Annotated in this window: 13 protein-coding genes; 9 read left to right on the top strand and 4 right to left on the bottom strand. The window is 63.3% G+C overall.

Annotated elements, in window-relative coordinates; all coding sequences use genetic code 11:
* Positions 1–119: 119 nt before the first annotated feature.
* Complete coding sequence (locus FJ424_RS24980; RefSeq protein WP_140657573.1) at positions 120–3,056, bottom strand: ribonuclease E/G; 2,937 nt, start codon at positions 3,054–3,056, stop codon at positions 120–122.
* Positions 3,057–3,175: 119 nt separating this feature from the next.
* On the opposite strand from FJ424_RS24980, the gene FJ424_RS24975 reads away from it, so the two are divergent.
* The 9 genes from FJ424_RS24975 (at position 3,176) to FJ424_RS24935 (ending at position 12,226) form a co-directional block, all read left to right on the top strand.
* Positions 3,176–3,589 carry a hypothetical protein gene (locus FJ424_RS24975; RefSeq protein WP_140657575.1) on the top strand — a complete coding sequence of 138 codons (414 nt, stop codon included), beginning with the start codon at positions 3,176–3,178 and terminating at the stop codon, positions 3,587–3,589.
* A 112-nt stretch (positions 3,590–3,701) separates the two neighbouring features.
* Entirely contained in the window at positions 3,702–4,958 is a 1,257-nt protein-coding gene (locus FJ424_RS24970; RefSeq protein ID WP_140657577.1) for an N-acetylmuramoyl-L-alanine amidase, read from the top strand.
* Positions 4,959–5,183: 225 nt separating this feature from the next.
* Positions 5,184–7,640 carry a penicillin-binding protein 1A gene (locus FJ424_RS24965; protein WP_140646943.1) on the top strand — a complete coding sequence of 819 codons (2,457 nt, stop codon included), beginning with the start codon at positions 5,184–5,186 and terminating at the stop codon, positions 7,638–7,640.
* A gap of 128 nt (positions 7,641–7,768) precedes the next feature.
* Positions 7,769–8,900 (top strand): peptide chain release factor 2 gene (gene prfB / locus FJ424_RS24960; RefSeq protein WP_140646944.1). Its coding sequence is split into 2 segments (ribosomal slippage): positions 7,769–7,834 and positions 7,836–8,900, totalling 1,131 coding nucleotides; the frame shifts between segments, so codons are not numbered across the junction.
* A gap of 30 nt (positions 8,901–8,930) precedes the next feature.
* Positions 8,931–9,335, top strand: a complete 405-nt coding sequence (locus FJ424_RS24955; RefSeq protein WP_140657579.1) for a GFA family protein — start codon at positions 8,931–8,933, stop codon at positions 9,333–9,335.
* Between the two features lie 294 nt (positions 9,336–9,629).
* On the top strand, positions 9,630–10,007 hold the full coding sequence (locus FJ424_RS24950) for a hypothetical protein (protein ID WP_140646946.1): 378 nt from the start codon (positions 9,630–9,632) through the stop codon (positions 10,005–10,007).
* A gap of 186 nt (positions 10,008–10,193) precedes the next feature.
* On the top strand, positions 10,194–10,562 hold the full coding sequence (locus FJ424_RS24945; RefSeq protein ID WP_140646947.1) for a GFA family protein: 369 nt from the start codon (positions 10,194–10,196) through the stop codon (positions 10,560–10,562).
* Between the two features lie 137 nt (positions 10,563–10,699).
* Entirely contained in the window at positions 10,700–11,350 is a 651-nt protein-coding gene (locus FJ424_RS24940; protein ID WP_112099652.1) for an OmpA family protein, read from the top strand.
* Positions 11,351–11,617: 267 nt separating this feature from the next.
* A complete protein-coding gene (locus tag FJ424_RS24935; RefSeq protein WP_140657581.1) occupies positions 11,618–12,226 on the top strand; it encodes a hypothetical protein in 609 nt (202 codons plus the stop codon).
* Between the two features lie 94 nt (positions 12,227–12,320).
* On the opposite strand, the gene FJ424_RS24930 is transcribed toward FJ424_RS24935, so the two are convergent.
* From FJ424_RS24930 to FJ424_RS24920, 3 genes are all read right to left on the bottom strand, one after another.
* Positions 12,321–13,874 (bottom strand): DEAD/DEAH box helicase, encoded by a 1,554-nt coding sequence (locus FJ424_RS24930; RefSeq protein ID WP_181182125.1) that lies wholly within the window; start codon positions 13,872–13,874, stop codon positions 12,321–12,323.
* A 190-nt stretch (positions 13,875–14,064) separates the two neighbouring features.
* Positions 14,065–14,838, bottom strand: coding sequence for an NAD kinase (locus FJ424_RS24925; protein WP_140646950.1), 774 nt, complete (start codon positions 14,836–14,838; stop codon positions 14,065–14,067).
* A 429-nt stretch (positions 14,839–15,267) separates the two neighbouring features.
* A complete protein-coding gene (locus tag FJ424_RS24920) occupies positions 15,268–16,026 on the bottom strand; it encodes an MBL fold metallo-hydrolase (protein WP_140657585.1) in 759 nt (252 codons plus the stop codon).
* Position 16,027: the final 1 nt, after the last annotated feature.

Genomic DNA, 16,027 nt, shown 5'->3' with positions numbered 1-16,027 from the left:
CAAAGTGCTGGCGGTTTTCCACCCGGAACTGCGCTAAAAGGGCTGTGGCGAAATGAAAAATCCCGCGCCGGGTGCGGCGCGGGATTCTTTCGAAAGATCAGCCTAACAACCTGAAAGGCTTAGAAAAAGCCTTTGCGCTGCCACCAGCCGCCGCGCTTCGGCTTGTCCTCGGCCTTGGCTTCGTCGCTTACATTCGACGACACGACGGGAACAACCGGCGCGTCGACTGACTGTGGCTTGCGCCGCGTCGGGTGGGCGCCGGCGGCAGGCTCCGCCTCGGATGCCGCAGCTGCCACGGGCTCCGGCTCGGCAGCCACGGGCGCGACCTGGGCCTCGGCCACAGGTTCGGACACCGTCTCGGCCGCGGCTTCCTCGGCCACCTTCTTAGCCCTCGAACGGCGGGGCTTCTTCGGCTTTTCGATCGCCTCGGCATCGTCATTAGCCGCCGCCGGAGCGGCAGGTTCTTCCGCAGGAGCGGCTATTGCCGGCTCGCTTACGGCGTCCTGGCCTTCAACCGACTCACCCTCGATATCGCCAACAGTTTCGCCGGCAACGGCGTCTGAAGCTTCGTCCTCACGGCGGTTGCGCTTGCCGCCGCGCTTCCCGCGCCGGCGCTTCTTTCCGGAACCGTCGTCGGCAGCGGCCGCCACGGCCTCGTCGCCGGCGGTCACCTCCTCGGTGGTCTCTTCCGTTGCATCATCATCGGCTTCGCCGGCTTCCATCGGCGCCGCCGCGGCGTCCCCGTTGTGCTCGCGGTCGCGATCCCTGCCGCCGCGCCGCCGCCGACGCTTGCGACGCTTGCGATCACGGCCTTCGCCATCCTCGGATCGCTGCTGATGCTGGCCCTGCTGCGCGTGGCGCGGCTGTTCAGCCTGGACCGAGACTTCCTCTTCATCTTCCTCGACGACGATCTCGTCCTCGGGCTCTTCCGGCTCGACATAGGCCGGCAGGCTGCGCACCTCGACAAAGCCTTCCGGCTTCTCGGCAACAGCGCCGCGGAAGATCGCGTAGTGCTGAGTGCCGAGCGTCTCGTCAGCCTCGATCGTGATCGTCAGGCCGAAGCGGGCTTCGAGCTCCAGCAGGTTGGCGCGCTTGTGGTTGAGCACATAGAGCGCGGTCGCCGCCGGTGTGCGCACGATGATGTGGCTGCGCGAATCCTTGAGCAGGAATTCCTCGATCGCCCGCACGACCATCAGCGCCACGGAGGAATCGGAGCGCACATGGCCCGTGCCGCCGCAATGCGGGCAAGGCTTCATGGTCGATTCCAGCACGCTGGCGCGAATGCGCTGGCGCGACATTTCCATCAGGCCGAAGTGTGAGATGCGGCCGACCTGTATACGGGCGCGGTCGTTCTTGAGGTGATCCTTCAGCCGCTTCTCGACGGAGCGGTTGTTGCGGTTCTCCTCCATGTCGATGAAGTCGATGACGATCAGGCCGGCAAGGTCGCGCAACCGCAACTGCCGCGCGACTTCCTCTGCCGCTTCCAGATTGGTGTGGAGCGCGGTCTCCTCGATCGAATGCTCCTTGGTGGAGCGGCCGGAGTTGACGTCGATCGAAACCAGCGCCTCGGTCTGGTTGATGATGATGTAGCCACCGCTCTTCAGCGTCACCTGCGGCTGCAGCATGCGATCGAGCTGCGCCTCGATGCCGTTGCGCACGAAGATCGGCGTGGTGTCGCGGAATGGCTGAACCACCTTGGCGTGGCTCGGCATCAGCATGCGCATGAAATCCTTGGCCTCGCGGTAGCCATCTTCGCCGGAGACAAGGATCTCGTCGATGTCCTTGTTGTAGAGGTCGCGCACCGAACGCTTGATCAGGCTGCCTTCCTCATAGACCAGGGCAGGGGCCGAGGACTGCAGCGTCAGGTTGCGGACGTTCTCCCAAAGCCGCATCAGATATTCGTAGTCGCGCTTGATCTCCGCCTTGGTGCGGCTTTCGCCGGCGGTGCGCAGGATGACGCCCATGCCCTGCGGCACGTCGAGATCGGTCACGACCTCCTTCAGCCGCTTGCGGTCCTGGGCGTTGGTGATCTTGCGCGAGATGCCGCCGCCGCGCGCCGTGTTCGGCATCAGCACCGAATAGCGGCCGGCAAGCGACAGATAGGTGGTGAGCGCCGCGCCCTTGTTGCCGCGCTCTTCCTTGACCACCTGCACCAAAAGGATCTGGCGGCGCTTGATGACTTCCTGGATCTTGTACTGGCGACGCACCGGCTTGCGGCGGTTGCGGATTTCCTCGAGCGCGTCCTCGGCGCCGACCGATTCGACCTCGTGCTCGTCCGAGTGCGAGGCCGAGACGTCCTCCAGCATGCCGCGATCATTGTCGCTGGCGGCGGCTTCGCCGCTCTGCTCGGGCTGATCCGCCTGCGGGACCGCCTCGGAAATCACATCTGCTTCGATGCTGGCGGCAATCGAGGTCGGGCCACCTTCGGATGGCTTGCCATCCTCATCGTCCGTGGCGTCATCTCCGCCAGCTTCGCCGGCGGATTCTTCAGCCGCTTCCGATACGGCCTCGATGGCCTCGGAGACTGCTCCGGCATTTTCTGCCGGGGTATCGGCGGTCTCGCCGCCGGCTTCCTCGCCCCTGACAACCTCAGCGGCGGTTTCGTCAGCTATAGCCTCGACCGTGCTTTCCTCGTTCTCCGAGGAAGCGTGCTTGTGCTCGCCGCGGTCGCGGTTCTTGCCGCCGCGCCGGCGGTTGCGCCGGCCGCCGCGATCGCGCGCCTGCTGCTCTTCGCCGTTCTCGGCCTCCTCGTCGTCTTCGTCTTCGGCCTCCTGCGCTTCGGCGCGCAGCAGGGCCTGACGGTCGGCGACCGGGATCTGGTAATAATCGGGATGAATTTCACTGAAGGCGAGAAAACCGTGACGGTTGCCGCCATATTCGACAAAGGCTGCCTGGAGGGAAGGTTCGACGCGGGTTACGCGGGCGAGGTAGATGTTTCCTTTGAGCTGCTTTTTGTCCTGGGATTCAAAGTCGAATTCTTCGATGCGGTTACCGCGAACGACAACAACGCGTGTTTCCTCCGGGTGGGAGGCGTCTATCAGCATCTTGTTGGGCATTATTTTGTTTCCTGCCGGCAGCCGACAGCCGCAGCTGGCGTGGCAATGCCCGCCGCTGTGCGCCTGTATCTGTGTGCATGCCGGATAATTGAACGTCCGCCGGCCGCCGCTTGAGCGCAATGGCGGTGCCGCCCGCAGCCATTATGGCGCGGTTCGATGCGGACCTTTCCATGATTGCGCTTGAAGCCATCGGCACCCAGCAGAACCTTTTGAACCAAAGCCCGGGCGGAGCCGGACCAGCTTGTTTGCTCATAAAGAGCCGGCACGGGACCAACCCGGCCGTTTTCCTCACGCAAGCGATTCCCCGCCACGAGGGCACACCTGCGAAAATCGTCGCGACCACCCGAGCCTGGAAGGGTAAAGGAGCCGCCTTTGCATCCAACCTTTGGCAGGAAACTGCTGAGGCGAGCGGTTCCAGGATTGCAGTGATCCAACGTCGCTTTTATGATTTGGCGGGATGGAAGGCAACCCCGATTTCGGATGCCGGCAAAAAGCGCTTCCCCCCGGGAAGGTGCCTTCTTCCCGCTCCATGAAAGGCTTGGTTAACCTTCTCTGAATACCAATCGTTAATCGAGTTGGCGGCCTGACAGGCACTCTGCGAGAAAACCGGGCGCAATGCGTCAAATCGGGAGCGACGAATAAGAGATGGGACCGGCGGGCGCCGCAGACAAGAGGGGTGGGGCCGCTGGGCATTTCGTGCGCGTGGCCTGGACTGCCTTGCTGCTGGCACTGTTGTTCTGCCTTACAGCCGCCGCGCGTGCCGACACCCTGCTTGGCGCGACCGGCTACAAGATGGCCGGCGACGCCACAAAGATGCGCATCGTCGTGAATTTCGACCGCGAGCCGGACGTCAAATGGTTCCTGCTGCGCGGCCCCAATCGCCTCGTCGTCGATCTGCCGCGCACGCGATTCGGGCTCGACGCCAAGGATGTGAAGCCGCGCGGCCTTGTACGGGCCGTTCGCTACGGCGATCAGGGACATGGCTCGCGCCTGATCCTCACCGGCAAGGGCCCTTTCGCCGTCGACAAGATCGACGTGCTCAAGAACGACGACGGCAGCGGCTATCGCATCGCCATCGATATGTCGGCTGCCTCCGAGCGGGAGTTCGACGAAGCTCTCGCCAACCAGTCGCTGACGACCGGTTCGACGGTTTCGACCGAAAAGGGCGAGCGGGTGGGTACCGGACCGGTCTCGGCGCCCGGCCATCGCTTCACGGTGGTTATCGATCCCGGCCATGGCGGCGTCGATGGTGGCGCCGAAAGCTCCGCCGGCACGGTCGAGAAGGACGTCACGCTCGCTTTTGCCAAGGAACTGCGCGACAAGCTGGCCGCGGTCGGCAAATACGATGTCTACATGACACGCGACAACGACGTGTACCTGGCGCTGGACGAGCGCGTGCGCATCGCGCGCCAGCACGAGGCTGACCTCCTGATTTCCATCCATGCCGATACGATCGCCGTCAAAGGCCTTCGCGGCGCCACGGTCTACACGCTCTCGGACAAGGCTTCCGATCCGGAGGCCCAGGCGCTCGCGGATCGCGAGAACCTGTCCGACCAGTTCGCCGGAATGAAGATCGAGGACGACAACAAGGAAGTCACCGACATCCTGATCGACCTGATCCGCCGTGAAACGCATGGTTTCTCGATGAGCTTCGCCCATACGCTGGTCGGTCAGCTGTCGACCAGCGTCGGCCTGATCAACAATCCGCAGCGCTCGGCCGGCTTCAGGGTGCTCAGGGCCCCGGACGTGCCGTCCGTCCTGGTCGAACTCGGCTACCTCTCCAACGTCAAGGACGAGGCGCAGCTGCTGAACGCTGACTGGCGCGGCAAGGCGGCGCAAAGCATAACCAACGCGGTTGCCCTGTTTGCCGCCGCCAAGACCGGAACCGCGACGGGTGGCTGACCCCGCCGCCCACGACCGCCGGACGTCTACAACCACAAGCAGCGTTGCATGACGACAACACCCGGCGTTATTATTCGCCAACCGAGTCCTCAAATTTCGCGCTGCCGTATTTTGTCCACATGGTCGCGACATGGGTTTTTCGATTGCGGATTGGGACCGCCCCTGGAAGCTTGCGCGACTGTCGGCTTCGTCTAGGAAATTCCCGAACCTCGGACTGGAGCGGGCATGATTCGTCTCATCGGCTATTTCTTTGGCATCGGCACGACGCTGGCGCTGCTGGTGGCGGCCGGTCTTGCCATCTACATCAGCCATCTGACGAAGGACCTGCCCGACTACGAGGTTCTGGCCAAATACGAACCGCCGGTGACGACGCGCATCCATGCCTCCGACGGCGCGTTGATGGCTGAATATGCGCGCGAGCGGCGTCTCTATCTGCCGATCCAGGCCATCCCGGACCGCGTCAAGGCCGCCTTCATGTCGGCCGAGGACAAGAACTTCTACAACCATCCGGGCATCGACATCACCGGTCTTGGCCGCGCCATCATCGTCAATCTGCAGAATTTCGGTTCCGGCCGGCGGCAGGTCGGCGCCTCGACGATCACCCAGCAGGTGGCCAAGAACTTCCTGCTCTCTTCCGATCAGACCTATGAGCGCAAGATCAAGGAGATGATCCTGGCCTTCCGCATCGAGCAGGCCTATTCGAAGGACCGCATCCTCGAGCTCTATCTCAACGAAATCTTCTTCGGCTTCGGCGCCTATGGCGTCGCGGGCGCCGCGCTCACCTATTTCGACAAATCGGTCAACGAGCTGACGGTCGCCGAGGCGGCTTATCTCGCCTCGTTGCCGAAGGGCCCGAACAACTATCACCCCTTCAAGCACGCCGACCGTGCCCTGGAGCGCCGCAACTGGGTCATCGACCAGATGGTCGAGAACGGCTACGTCACCCGCGAGGAGGGCGACAAGGCCAAGGCCGAACCGCTCGGCGTAACGCCGCGCCGCAACGGCTCCTATCTGTTTGCCGGCGAGTACTTCACCGAGGAAGTCCGCCGCCAGATCATCGCGCGCTACGGCGAGAATGCGCTTTACGAGGGCGGCCTGTCGGTGCGCACCACGCTCGATCCCAAAATCCAGCTTATCGCCCGTAAGGCGATGCAGAACGGCCTGCTCAAATACGACATGCTGCGCGGCTATCGCGGTCCGGTGACGCATATCGACGTTTCCGGCGACTGGGGCGTGCCGCTCGGCAATGTGAAGGGCCTCGAGGATGTGCCGGAATGGACGCTGGCCGTCGTGCTCGACAGCTCGGCAACCGGCCTGACCATCGGCATCCAGCCGACGCGGCAGATTTCCGGCGATCTGGTCAAGGAACGCGTCCAGGGCACCGTCAGCAAGGAGGACATGGGCTTCGCCATGCGCCACTTCGTCAACGGCAAGTCCGTCAGGGCGAAGTCTCCGGCGGAAGTGCTGGAGCCCGGCGATGTGGTCTTCGTGCAGAAGAATGACGGCTCCGACAACACCTACATGCTGCGCCAGGTGCCGGAGGTCGAGGGCGGCCTCGTCGCCATGGATCCGCACACCGGCCGCGTGCTCGCCATGGTCGGCGGCTTCTCCTACGCGCAGTCGGAATTCAACCGCGCCACCCAGGCGATGCGCCAGCCCGGTTCCTCGTTCAAGCCGATCGTCTATTCGGCGGCGCTCGACAATGGCTATACGCCGGCCTCGGTGATCATGGACGGCCCGATCACCATCCAGAGCGGCAACACCACCTGGACGCCGAAGAACTATGACGGCACGGTCGCCGGCCCGGCCACCTTGCGCTCTGGCATCGAGAAGTCGCGCAATCTGATGACCGTGCGGCTGGCCAACGACATGGGCATGAAGCTGGTCGTGGAATATGCCGAGCGCTTCGGCGTTTACGATCATCTGGCGCCCTATCTGCCGATGGCGCTGGGCTCCGGCGAGACGACCGTCATGCGCATGGTCTCGGCCTATTCGATCATGGCCAATGGCGGCAAATCGATCAAACCGTCGCTGATCGACCGCATCCAGGACCGCTACGGCAAGACGGTGTTCAAGCAGGACGAGCGCGGCTGCGAAGGCTGCAACGCCACCGAATGGAAGAACCAGCCGGAGCCGGAGCTGGTCGACAATTCCGAGCAGGTGCTCGACCCGATGACCGCCTATCAGATCACCTCGATGATGGAGGGCGTCGTGCAGCGCGGCACCGGCGCCACCGTCGGTGAGCTCGGCCGCCACATCGCCGGCAAGACCGGCACGACCAATGACGAGAAGGACGCCTGGTTCATCGGCTTCACCCCGAACCTCGTCGTCGGCCTCTATATGGGCTACGACACGCCGCGCGGCCTTGGCCATGGCGCCACTGGCGGCGGTTTGGCAGCCCCGATCTTCAAGGACTTCATGCGCGTTGCGCTCGACGGCAAGCCGAACACCGACTTCCAGGTTCCCGATGGCATGAAGCTGATCGCAATCAACCGCAAGACCGGCATGCGTGCCGCCGAAGGCGATCCGAACACCATCATCGAGGCTTTCAAGCCTGGCACCGGTCCGGCTGACAGCTACTGGGTGATCGGCATGGGCGCGGATGGCTCGAACGGTTCCGGCGCGGGGCTGTCGCCGCAGGCCAACCAGGCCATCCAGGACGGCGGCGGCGGCCTCTATTGACGTTGCCGGATTTCGCAATGGGCCGGCAGGTTGGTGCCGGCCCATTTCGCTTTACAGGCAGCGATGCCGTGCCTATGTATCGCGCCTATTCCGAAAAGACCGAAAAGAACAGGACCGAACGAAGAGCCATGCGCGCGGAAACGCTCAACATTGTCGACGAGATCAGGCAGGCGATAACCCTGCTGAGGAGGCATCTTTGACTGGGACCAAGCTGTAAAGCGGCTTGAATACCTGAATTCGCGCGCCGAGGATTCCAGCCTCTGGAATGATCCGATCGAAGCGCAGAAGCTGATGCGGGAGCGCCAGGAGCTCGAGGACGGCATCGCCGCCGTCAAGGGGATGACGCAGGCGCTGGAAGACAATATCGGCCTGATCGAACTCGGCGAGGAAGAGGGCGACGACGGCATTATCGCGGAAGCGGAGGCGGCGCTGCGTTCGATGCAGGGCGAGGCGAAGGCCCGCCAGGTCGAGACGCTGCTCTCGGGCGAGGCCGACGCCAACGACAGCTATCTCGAAATCCATGCTGGCGCCGGCGGCACCGAGAGCCAGGACTGGGCCTCGATGCTCCTGCGCATGTACACGCGCTGGGCCGAGCGCCGCCGCTTCAAGGTCGAGATTCTGGAAATCCATGACGGCGAAGAGGCGGGCATCAAGTCCGCCACCGTGCTGATCAAGGGCCACAACGCCTATGGCTGGCTGAAGACAGAGTCCGGCGTCCATCGCCTGGTGCGCATTTCGCCTTACGACAGCAACGCGCGGCGCCACACCTCCTTCGCCAGCGTCTGGGTCTATCCGGTCATCGATGACTCGATCGAGATCAATGTTTCCGAATCCGATGTACGCATCGACACCTATCGCTCCTCGGGTTCGGGCGGCCAGCACGTCAACACCACCGACTCGGCGGTGCGCATCACCCATTTGGCGACCGGCATCGCGGTCGCCTGCCAGGCCGAGCGCTCGCAGCACAAGAACCGCGCCAAGGCATGGGAAATGCTGCGCTCGCGGCTTTACGAGGAAGAGCTGAAGAAGCGCGAGGCGGTCGCCAATGCCACCGAGGCGTCGAAGAGCGACATCGGCTGGGGCCACCAGATCCGCTCCTACGTGCTGCAGCCCTATCAGCTCGTGAAGGATCTGCGCACCGGCGTCGAAAGCACTTCGCCGTCGAGCGTGCTCGACGGCGATCTCGACGAGTTTATGGAAGCCTCGCTCTCGCATCGGATCGAGGGCGGCGCCGGCGAAGCAGTGGCGGACCTCGACTAGGGGGCCCCGCGTCGCACGAGGGAGGAGCCGGTGACGCGCAAACTTACCGGAAAATGCTTCTGCGGCGCAGTCCACTATGAGGTTGCGGACGAATTCGTTTATGCCGCCAACTGCCATTGCTCGAACTGCCGGCGCACCACGGGGTCGGCGTTCAAACCCTTCGCCGGCATCGAGCGCGAAAAGTTTCGCCTGACCGCCGGCGATGACCCGCTGCTGATCTACGGTGACGAAACTGGCCACGACGCGCATTGCGGGCGATGCGGCTCGCTCATCTATTCGTTGGTCCGCGACGGCGCCTATGTGCATATCGCCATGGGGACGCTGGTCGACGATCCGACCATACGGCCGACCGCGCACATCTTTGTTGGGTCCAAGGCGAAGTGGTTCACAATCGCCGACGGCCTGCCGCAGTATGATGGGCATGTTCCCGGCTGAACGCTTGGAACCAGCTTGAGCCGAATCCCGTTGTCCGGCACCAGTTCCGTGCGGCTAACCGGTCGTTAACCAAGCCGGCACACGATTCTGGATAGCAGGGGTTGGCGTGAAGCGCGGCTTTGCCGATGCAAGCGGATGCTTGCGCCAACCGAGGAATCAGCCCAGCCTTTGCGCTGGGAGTAAAAGCATTTATGGCCGGGTGCGGCATATCTGCGACCGACGATCCGGCCACTGGGAAGATACGTTCCGGGAACGGGCAAGCGAAAACGCTTGATGCTCGAAAGGAACGTTTCGATGTCTGCTGCCATATCAAGATCGGCCCAAGCCGTTCGACCGGCTGGCCGACTTTTGTTCTCCCTGTTCGCTGTTGGAGCCATCTCGGTGCTGGCGCCGCCGGCCATCGCGCACGACGCCCAGCCTACGGCTGTCATGCCGCAAGGCTGGAAATACCCCTTTGCCTGTTGTGCCAACTTCGATTGCAAGGAGGTGCCGCAGTCATCGATCAGCGAGCGGCCCGAAGGCTATGTCATAAAAGGCACGGGCGAGGTGGTGGCCTATAGCGACAAGCGGGTCAAGAATTCGCCCGACGGCGAATATCACTGGTGCGCGCATCAGGCCGGGCTCGACGCCGGCAAGACGATCTGCCTGTTCGTGCCGCCACCATCTTACTAGGGCTTTGGACCTGCCGCGGGAGGCAAGACCCGGGCCTCGATCCACGGCAGCAGAAGGCTGCATATCCTGCTGACAGACGGTTGTCAGGACGCTTCTTTATGTTGCCTTGCCACGGAGCAATTCCAGGTTTTCCGTTCGGAATTGCGTGAAAGAAAGCGCGTGGCGGACAATGGGAGAGGTGAGTTCATGACCATCAAGGGAAGCTGCCATTGCAAGGCGACAACCTTCGAGGTTGCCGAGGCGCCGCGGACGGTGACGCAATGCACATGCTCGTTCTGCTCGAAGCGCGGGTCGCTATGGGCGTATTATGTGCCGTCGCAATTCAAGCTCACGAGCCCGCCGCAGAACGTCTCCTTCTACCGCTGGGGCTCGAAGACCGTAAAGCATGGTTTCTGCGCCACCTGCGGCTGCGGCACCTTCACCGAAACGCCTGATTGGTCGACCGGAAAGCCGGACTTCGACAACCCGAAGATCAGCGTCAATTCGCGCCTGTTCGACGATTTCGACCTGGATAAGGTCGAGGTGGTGGTCATCGACGGCAAGAATTTGTGGTAGACGCGAAGCGGGAACGACCGCCGGACTTTGCCGGCCGCATTCCCGTTCCGTTTTTCGCCGCATTTCATGCTACAAGGCTGCGGAAGGGCTGATTTGGCGCGGCCGCAAAGGCTGCGAATTGGAGAGGGACCAATCTCATGAAGAAGACTGTGCTCGTCGCCGTGGCGACGGCTCTATTGGTGAGCGCCTGCACCACCACCGATCCGTATACCGGCGACCAGAAGATCTCCAATACGGCAGCCGGCGCCGGCCTCGGCGCGCTGGCAGGTGCCAGCCTCGGTCTGCTGGCCGGCGGCAATGACCGCCGCAACGCCCTGATCGGTGCCGGCATCGGCGCGCTCGCCGGCGGCGCGATCGGCGCGACGATGGATCAGAACGAGGCGGAGCTTCGCCGTCAGCTGCAGGGCACCGGCGTGAGCGTCACCCGCAGCGGCGACCAGATCATCCTCAACATGCCGTCCGACATCACCTTCAATGTCGACCAGGATGCGGTGAAGCCGGGCTTCTATCCGGTGCTGAATTCGGTCGCGCTGGTGCTGAAGAAATTCCGCCAGACCACGGTGGACGTTTTCGGCCACACCGATTCGACCGGCGGCGACCAGCACAATTTCGATCTGTCGCAGCGTCGCGCGCTTGCCGTCGCAAATTACCTGTCCGGCCAGGGCGTCGATCAGCGCCGCTTCGCCGTCACCGGCTTCGGCAAGACCCGCCCGATCGCATCCAATGCGACCGCCGCCGGCCGCGAGCAGAACCGCCGCGTCGAAATCCAGCTGTCGCCGCTCACCTGAGAGAAAACGGAGCGTAGAGGCGCAAAACACCATCAAGGCAAACGGCCCCGTACGGGGCCCCCGTACGGGGCCGTTTTTGTTTGAAATGGTCCAAAGATGGGATCGGAGGTCTTATGGCATTAGCTTTTTCTAATTGATACTTTTCCGGAACCCGTGAAAGGACTACCATCCTGCTGTTCCAGAGGGATGGGGTGGTCAATTGGCCGCGCAATCAACACCTGCCGCCCCGGTCTTGCACGGCCAGATCAAGGAATCTGGGAGGAATGCATGACAAGAACAGCTCGCTTGGGGCGCTGCGGCGTCCTCGCTTTGGCGTATCTTATTGGCACATCGTTCGGGGTCGCGACGGCCCGCGCCGAGGACGCCAACAAGGCCGACATCGAAGCCTTGAAGAAATCGCTGGCCAAGTATGAAGATTACACGACCGCTGTCCGCGACCTCTATTTGTCGACCGTCGGCTGCGTCCACTATAGCGGCGAGAAGATAGATGGCGCGATGTACTATCCGAAGGGCGCGATGGGTATCCATTTCGTCAACGTCCCGAGCGTCGGCAAGCCGCTCGACCCGATGAAGCCCAACGTCCTGATCTACGAGCCGACGAAGAAGGGCTTGAAGCTGGTTGGCGTGGAATGGCTGGTGCCGCTGACACCGGACACCAAGGCGGCCCCGACATTGTTCGGCCAAAAATTCATGGGGCCGATGGAAGGCCACTATCCGCTCATTCCGAGGGAGTTCGTCCACTACGACCTGCATGCATGGCTGTTCAGGGACAATCCGAACGGCATGTTCAGTCCAACGAACCCGAACGTGAAATGCAGCAAGGCCGAGTTCCCGATGCTTGAGAAGCCGACCAAGATGATGCCGGGACCGATGTAGGCATCGCCTTTGGCCGGCTTGCTTCGGGCGAAGCAGAAAAAGAAAGCGGCCCCGTTTGGGGCCGCTTTCATTCCAGGCTATGCTGGTATCGACTTCAGACCTTCGCGACGATCCGCATGAAGGCCGGCACGTCGTCGCCGAAGCCGACGGTCGCGTCGTCTTCTTCCTGACGGTGGCGGCCGGGGCGGTCGCGATGCGGACGAGCGTCACCGCGCTGCTCGTGACGGTTGCCCGGGCCCTTGCGCTCGTTCTCGGAACGGATCGCGTCCTTGCGGGCGCGGCGTTCGGCGATATCGGCCACTTCGGCGACGGGCTGTTCCTCGCGCGCGGTATCGGGCGTCTCATCGCGCTTGGCGTGACGGTCCTTCTTGCGCTCGCCGCGTTCTTTGCGATCGTCCTTGCGGTCCTCGTCCTTGCGGCCGGCGCGACGCGGGGCGCCGCGGCCGCGGCGCGGCTGCTCCTCGCCCTCGCTCTCGGTCACGGTCGACAGGTCGCCGTCATGCCACTCGATCTTGGTGCCGATCAGCCTTTCGATCGCGTCGACATATTTGGTGTCGGAGCGGGTGGCGATGGTGAAGGACTTGCCGGCGCGGCCGGCGCGGCCGGTGCGGCCGATGCGATGGACATAGTCCTCGGCATGGATCGGCACATCGTAGTTGAAGACGTGGCTGACGTCGGGAATGTCGAGACCGCGCGCGGCGACGTCCGAGGCTACGAGGTAGCGCAGCTTGCCGTCGCGGAAATTGGCGAGCATCTGCATGCGGGCGCGCTGGTCCATGTCGCCATGCAGCGCGCCGGCATCGAAATCATGCTTCAGCAGCGAGCGGAACAGCTCCGATACTTCGATCTTGCGGTTGCAGAAGATGATCGCGTTCTTCAGTTCCGCGTCTTCGGCCTTGATCAGGTTGCGCAGGGTCTCGCGCTTGTCCCATGGCTTCGCGCCGGATTTCACCAGCCGCTGCGTGATGCTGGTTGCGGTGGAGGCCGCCTTGGAAACCTCGACGCGGACCGGCGCATGCAGGAATTTCTCGGTGAGCTTGGTGATCTCCGGCGGCATCGTCGCCGAGAAGAACAGCGTCTGGCGCGTGAACGGGATCATCTCGCAGATGCGCTCGATGTCGGGAATGAAGCCCATGTCGAGCATCCGGTCGGCCTCGTCGATGACGAGAATCTCGACGCCGTTGAGAAGGAGCTTGCCGCGCTCACGGTGGTCGAGCAGGCGGCCGGGCGTAGCTATCAGCACGTCGGCGCCGCGCTCGAGCTTCTTGTCCTGCTCGTCGAATGAGACGCCGCCGATCAGTAGCGCGATGTTGAGCTTGTGGTTCTTGCCGTATTTGATGAAGTTTTCCTCGACCTGCGCGGCCAGCTCACGGGTCGGTTCGAGGATCAGCGTGCGCGGCATGCGGGCTCGCGCCCGGCCCTTTTCCAGGCGCGTCAGCATCGGCAGCACGAAGGAAGCGGTCTTGCCGGTGCCGGTTTGGGCGATACCCAGCACGTCCTTGCCGAGCAGCGCATGCGGGATGGCGCCGGCCTGGATCGGCGTCGGCTTGGTGTAGCCGGCATCGGTGACTGCGGAGAGCACCTTCGGCGACAGGCCGAGGTCTGAGAATGTCAACGCTTCTTGAGCGATCGTGGTGTCTGAGGACAAGTGTTTGTTGTCTTTGTTGGTTGGGAAAATCGCGACACAGTAGCCGCGGCAGGCGCCGCGCGCCTGCAAGATCGGTGTTGCAGTTAGGCGCAAGTCCTCGATTTGTCAACAGAAACGGACCGAAATACAGCGATTGTGAAGACGTAACCTTAATCGCGACGCTTGATCGAAACAGTATCGTTGCGCCGGCTCAGTAGCGGAACTGCTCGGCAAGGATGCGTTCGTTCCATGAATGGTTCGGATCGAACAGCAAAGTTGCCGTCGCCGTCGGCGATTCCCGCACGGTGATGGAGGCCACCGCCTTGACCTCGGTATGATCGGCCGCGGCATTCACTGGGCGCTTTTCGGCTTCCAGGATGTCGAAGCGTATGGTCGCCTTGTTGGACAGCAGCGCCCCACGCCAGCGGCGCGGTCGGAAAGGACTCACTGGCGTCAGCGCCAGAAGCGGCGCATCGAGCGGCAGGATTGGCCCATGCGCCGACAGATTGTAGGCGGTGGAGCCAGCGGGCGTCGCGATCATCACGCCGTCGCAGTTGAGTTCCTCCAGCCGCACCTGGCCATCGACGGTGATGCGGATCTTCGCCGTCTGGTAGGACTGGCGCCACAGCGCCACCTCGTTGATGGCCGGCGCCGAAACGGTTTCGCCGTCATGCGTCACCGCGACCATTTCGAGCGGCCGGATCGTCTCGGCGACGGCGGCGGCGATGCGTTCCTCGAGGCCGCCGGCGCGATATTCGTTCATCAGGAAGCCGATGGTGCCACGGTTCATGCCGTAGACCTTCTTGCCCGTGCTCATCGTGTCGCGCAGCGTCTGCAGAAGAAAGCCGTCGCCGCCCAGCGCAATGATGATCTCGGCCTCCGCGACAGGCACCTGCCCATAGCGCGCCGACAGGCTTTCCAGCGCCGCGCGGGCGTCGTCGGTGTCGGAAGAGACGAAGGCGAAACGGCTGGCGGCTTTGCTCATGGCTCCCGGAGGGCGACCGTCTGCGGGGCCGCGCCGGCGACGGCGTAGCATGCGCCGCCCATATCTGTGAAGGGCGCTGCGCGGGCCGGCGGGTCACATCCGACAATCGCGCTTCGTGACAGCCGCGACACGAATGTGATGGCTGCTATGGTTAAGGCCAAGCTTAAACACTCGTAAAGCCGGATCGATCATGTTAGCCGACAGTGGATGGGTGGCGGGGGCTGGCCAGTCGAGAGACCTGTCTATTGCCGGTAACGCGTCTGATCATAGTCTTCCTGATGATGGGAAGTTTCGCGCTCATGTTCGCTGAACTGGTGCGCCATTCCGAAGAGATGAGCCAGCGGCCGCAGCCGACGGCCTCCCGCTGCGGCGACGCCACCGGGACACCTTGTCCGCAAAGGGCGCTGTAGGCTTCGCCTCCCCGGTCGCTCAGCCGCTCCGCAGGTGGCAGCCGGCCTTGCGCTTGCCCGCAACATACTCGTCGATGAGCTGCCGGTAGCGCACCTTGCCGAAACTCGGAAAATGGCCGCCATGCACGACCGAGACGTCGAGGTCGCGGATGGCAAGCAGCGTCCCGACATAATCCTGAATATCGGAGTGATAGACGTCGTCGATCAGCGGCCCGTCATAGACGATGTCGCCCGACAGCAGGATGCCGGTCCTTTTCTCGTAAAGCGCGATGCCGCCGGGCGAATGTCCAGGCGTGTGGATGACCTCGAAGGCGCGGTCACCGAGATCGACGACGTCGCCGTGCTCGAGCAGCCGGCCCGCCGGTGCCGGCAGGATCAGGTAGCGCGCGGTGTCCCAGCCTTCCGGCGCGCCGTCGAACATCTCCTCATTGGCGTAACGGTCGGCGACCGTCCATTCATTACGCGGATCGGCAAGGATTTGGGCTTCGGCCGAATGCACGCAGCGGTCGGGGAATTCGTGATGGCAGCCGATGTGGTCGAAATGCGTGTGGCTGGCGACGCAGGTCAGCTTGCGCTCGCTCACCAGCGGAACATGGCGCCGTAGGCTGAAATGGCCGAGGCCGGTATCGAACAGCAGGTCGCGGTCGCGCCCGCGCACATGCCAGATGTTGCAGCGGAAGAACGGCTTTATCCACGGCTCATGGATGAGCGTGACGCCGTCGCCCATGCGGATGGTTTCGTACCAGTCCGGAGCCTCGATGACGGGAAGCATACCCATG

It is taken from the genome of Mesorhizobium sp. B3-1-8 (genome assembly GCF_006439495.1).
Lineage (GTDB): Bacteria > Pseudomonadota > Alphaproteobacteria > Rhizobiales > Rhizobiaceae > Mesorhizobium.
Note: the sequence above shows the minus strand (reverse complement) of the source record. Positions and strands in the feature narration are given on the sequence as shown.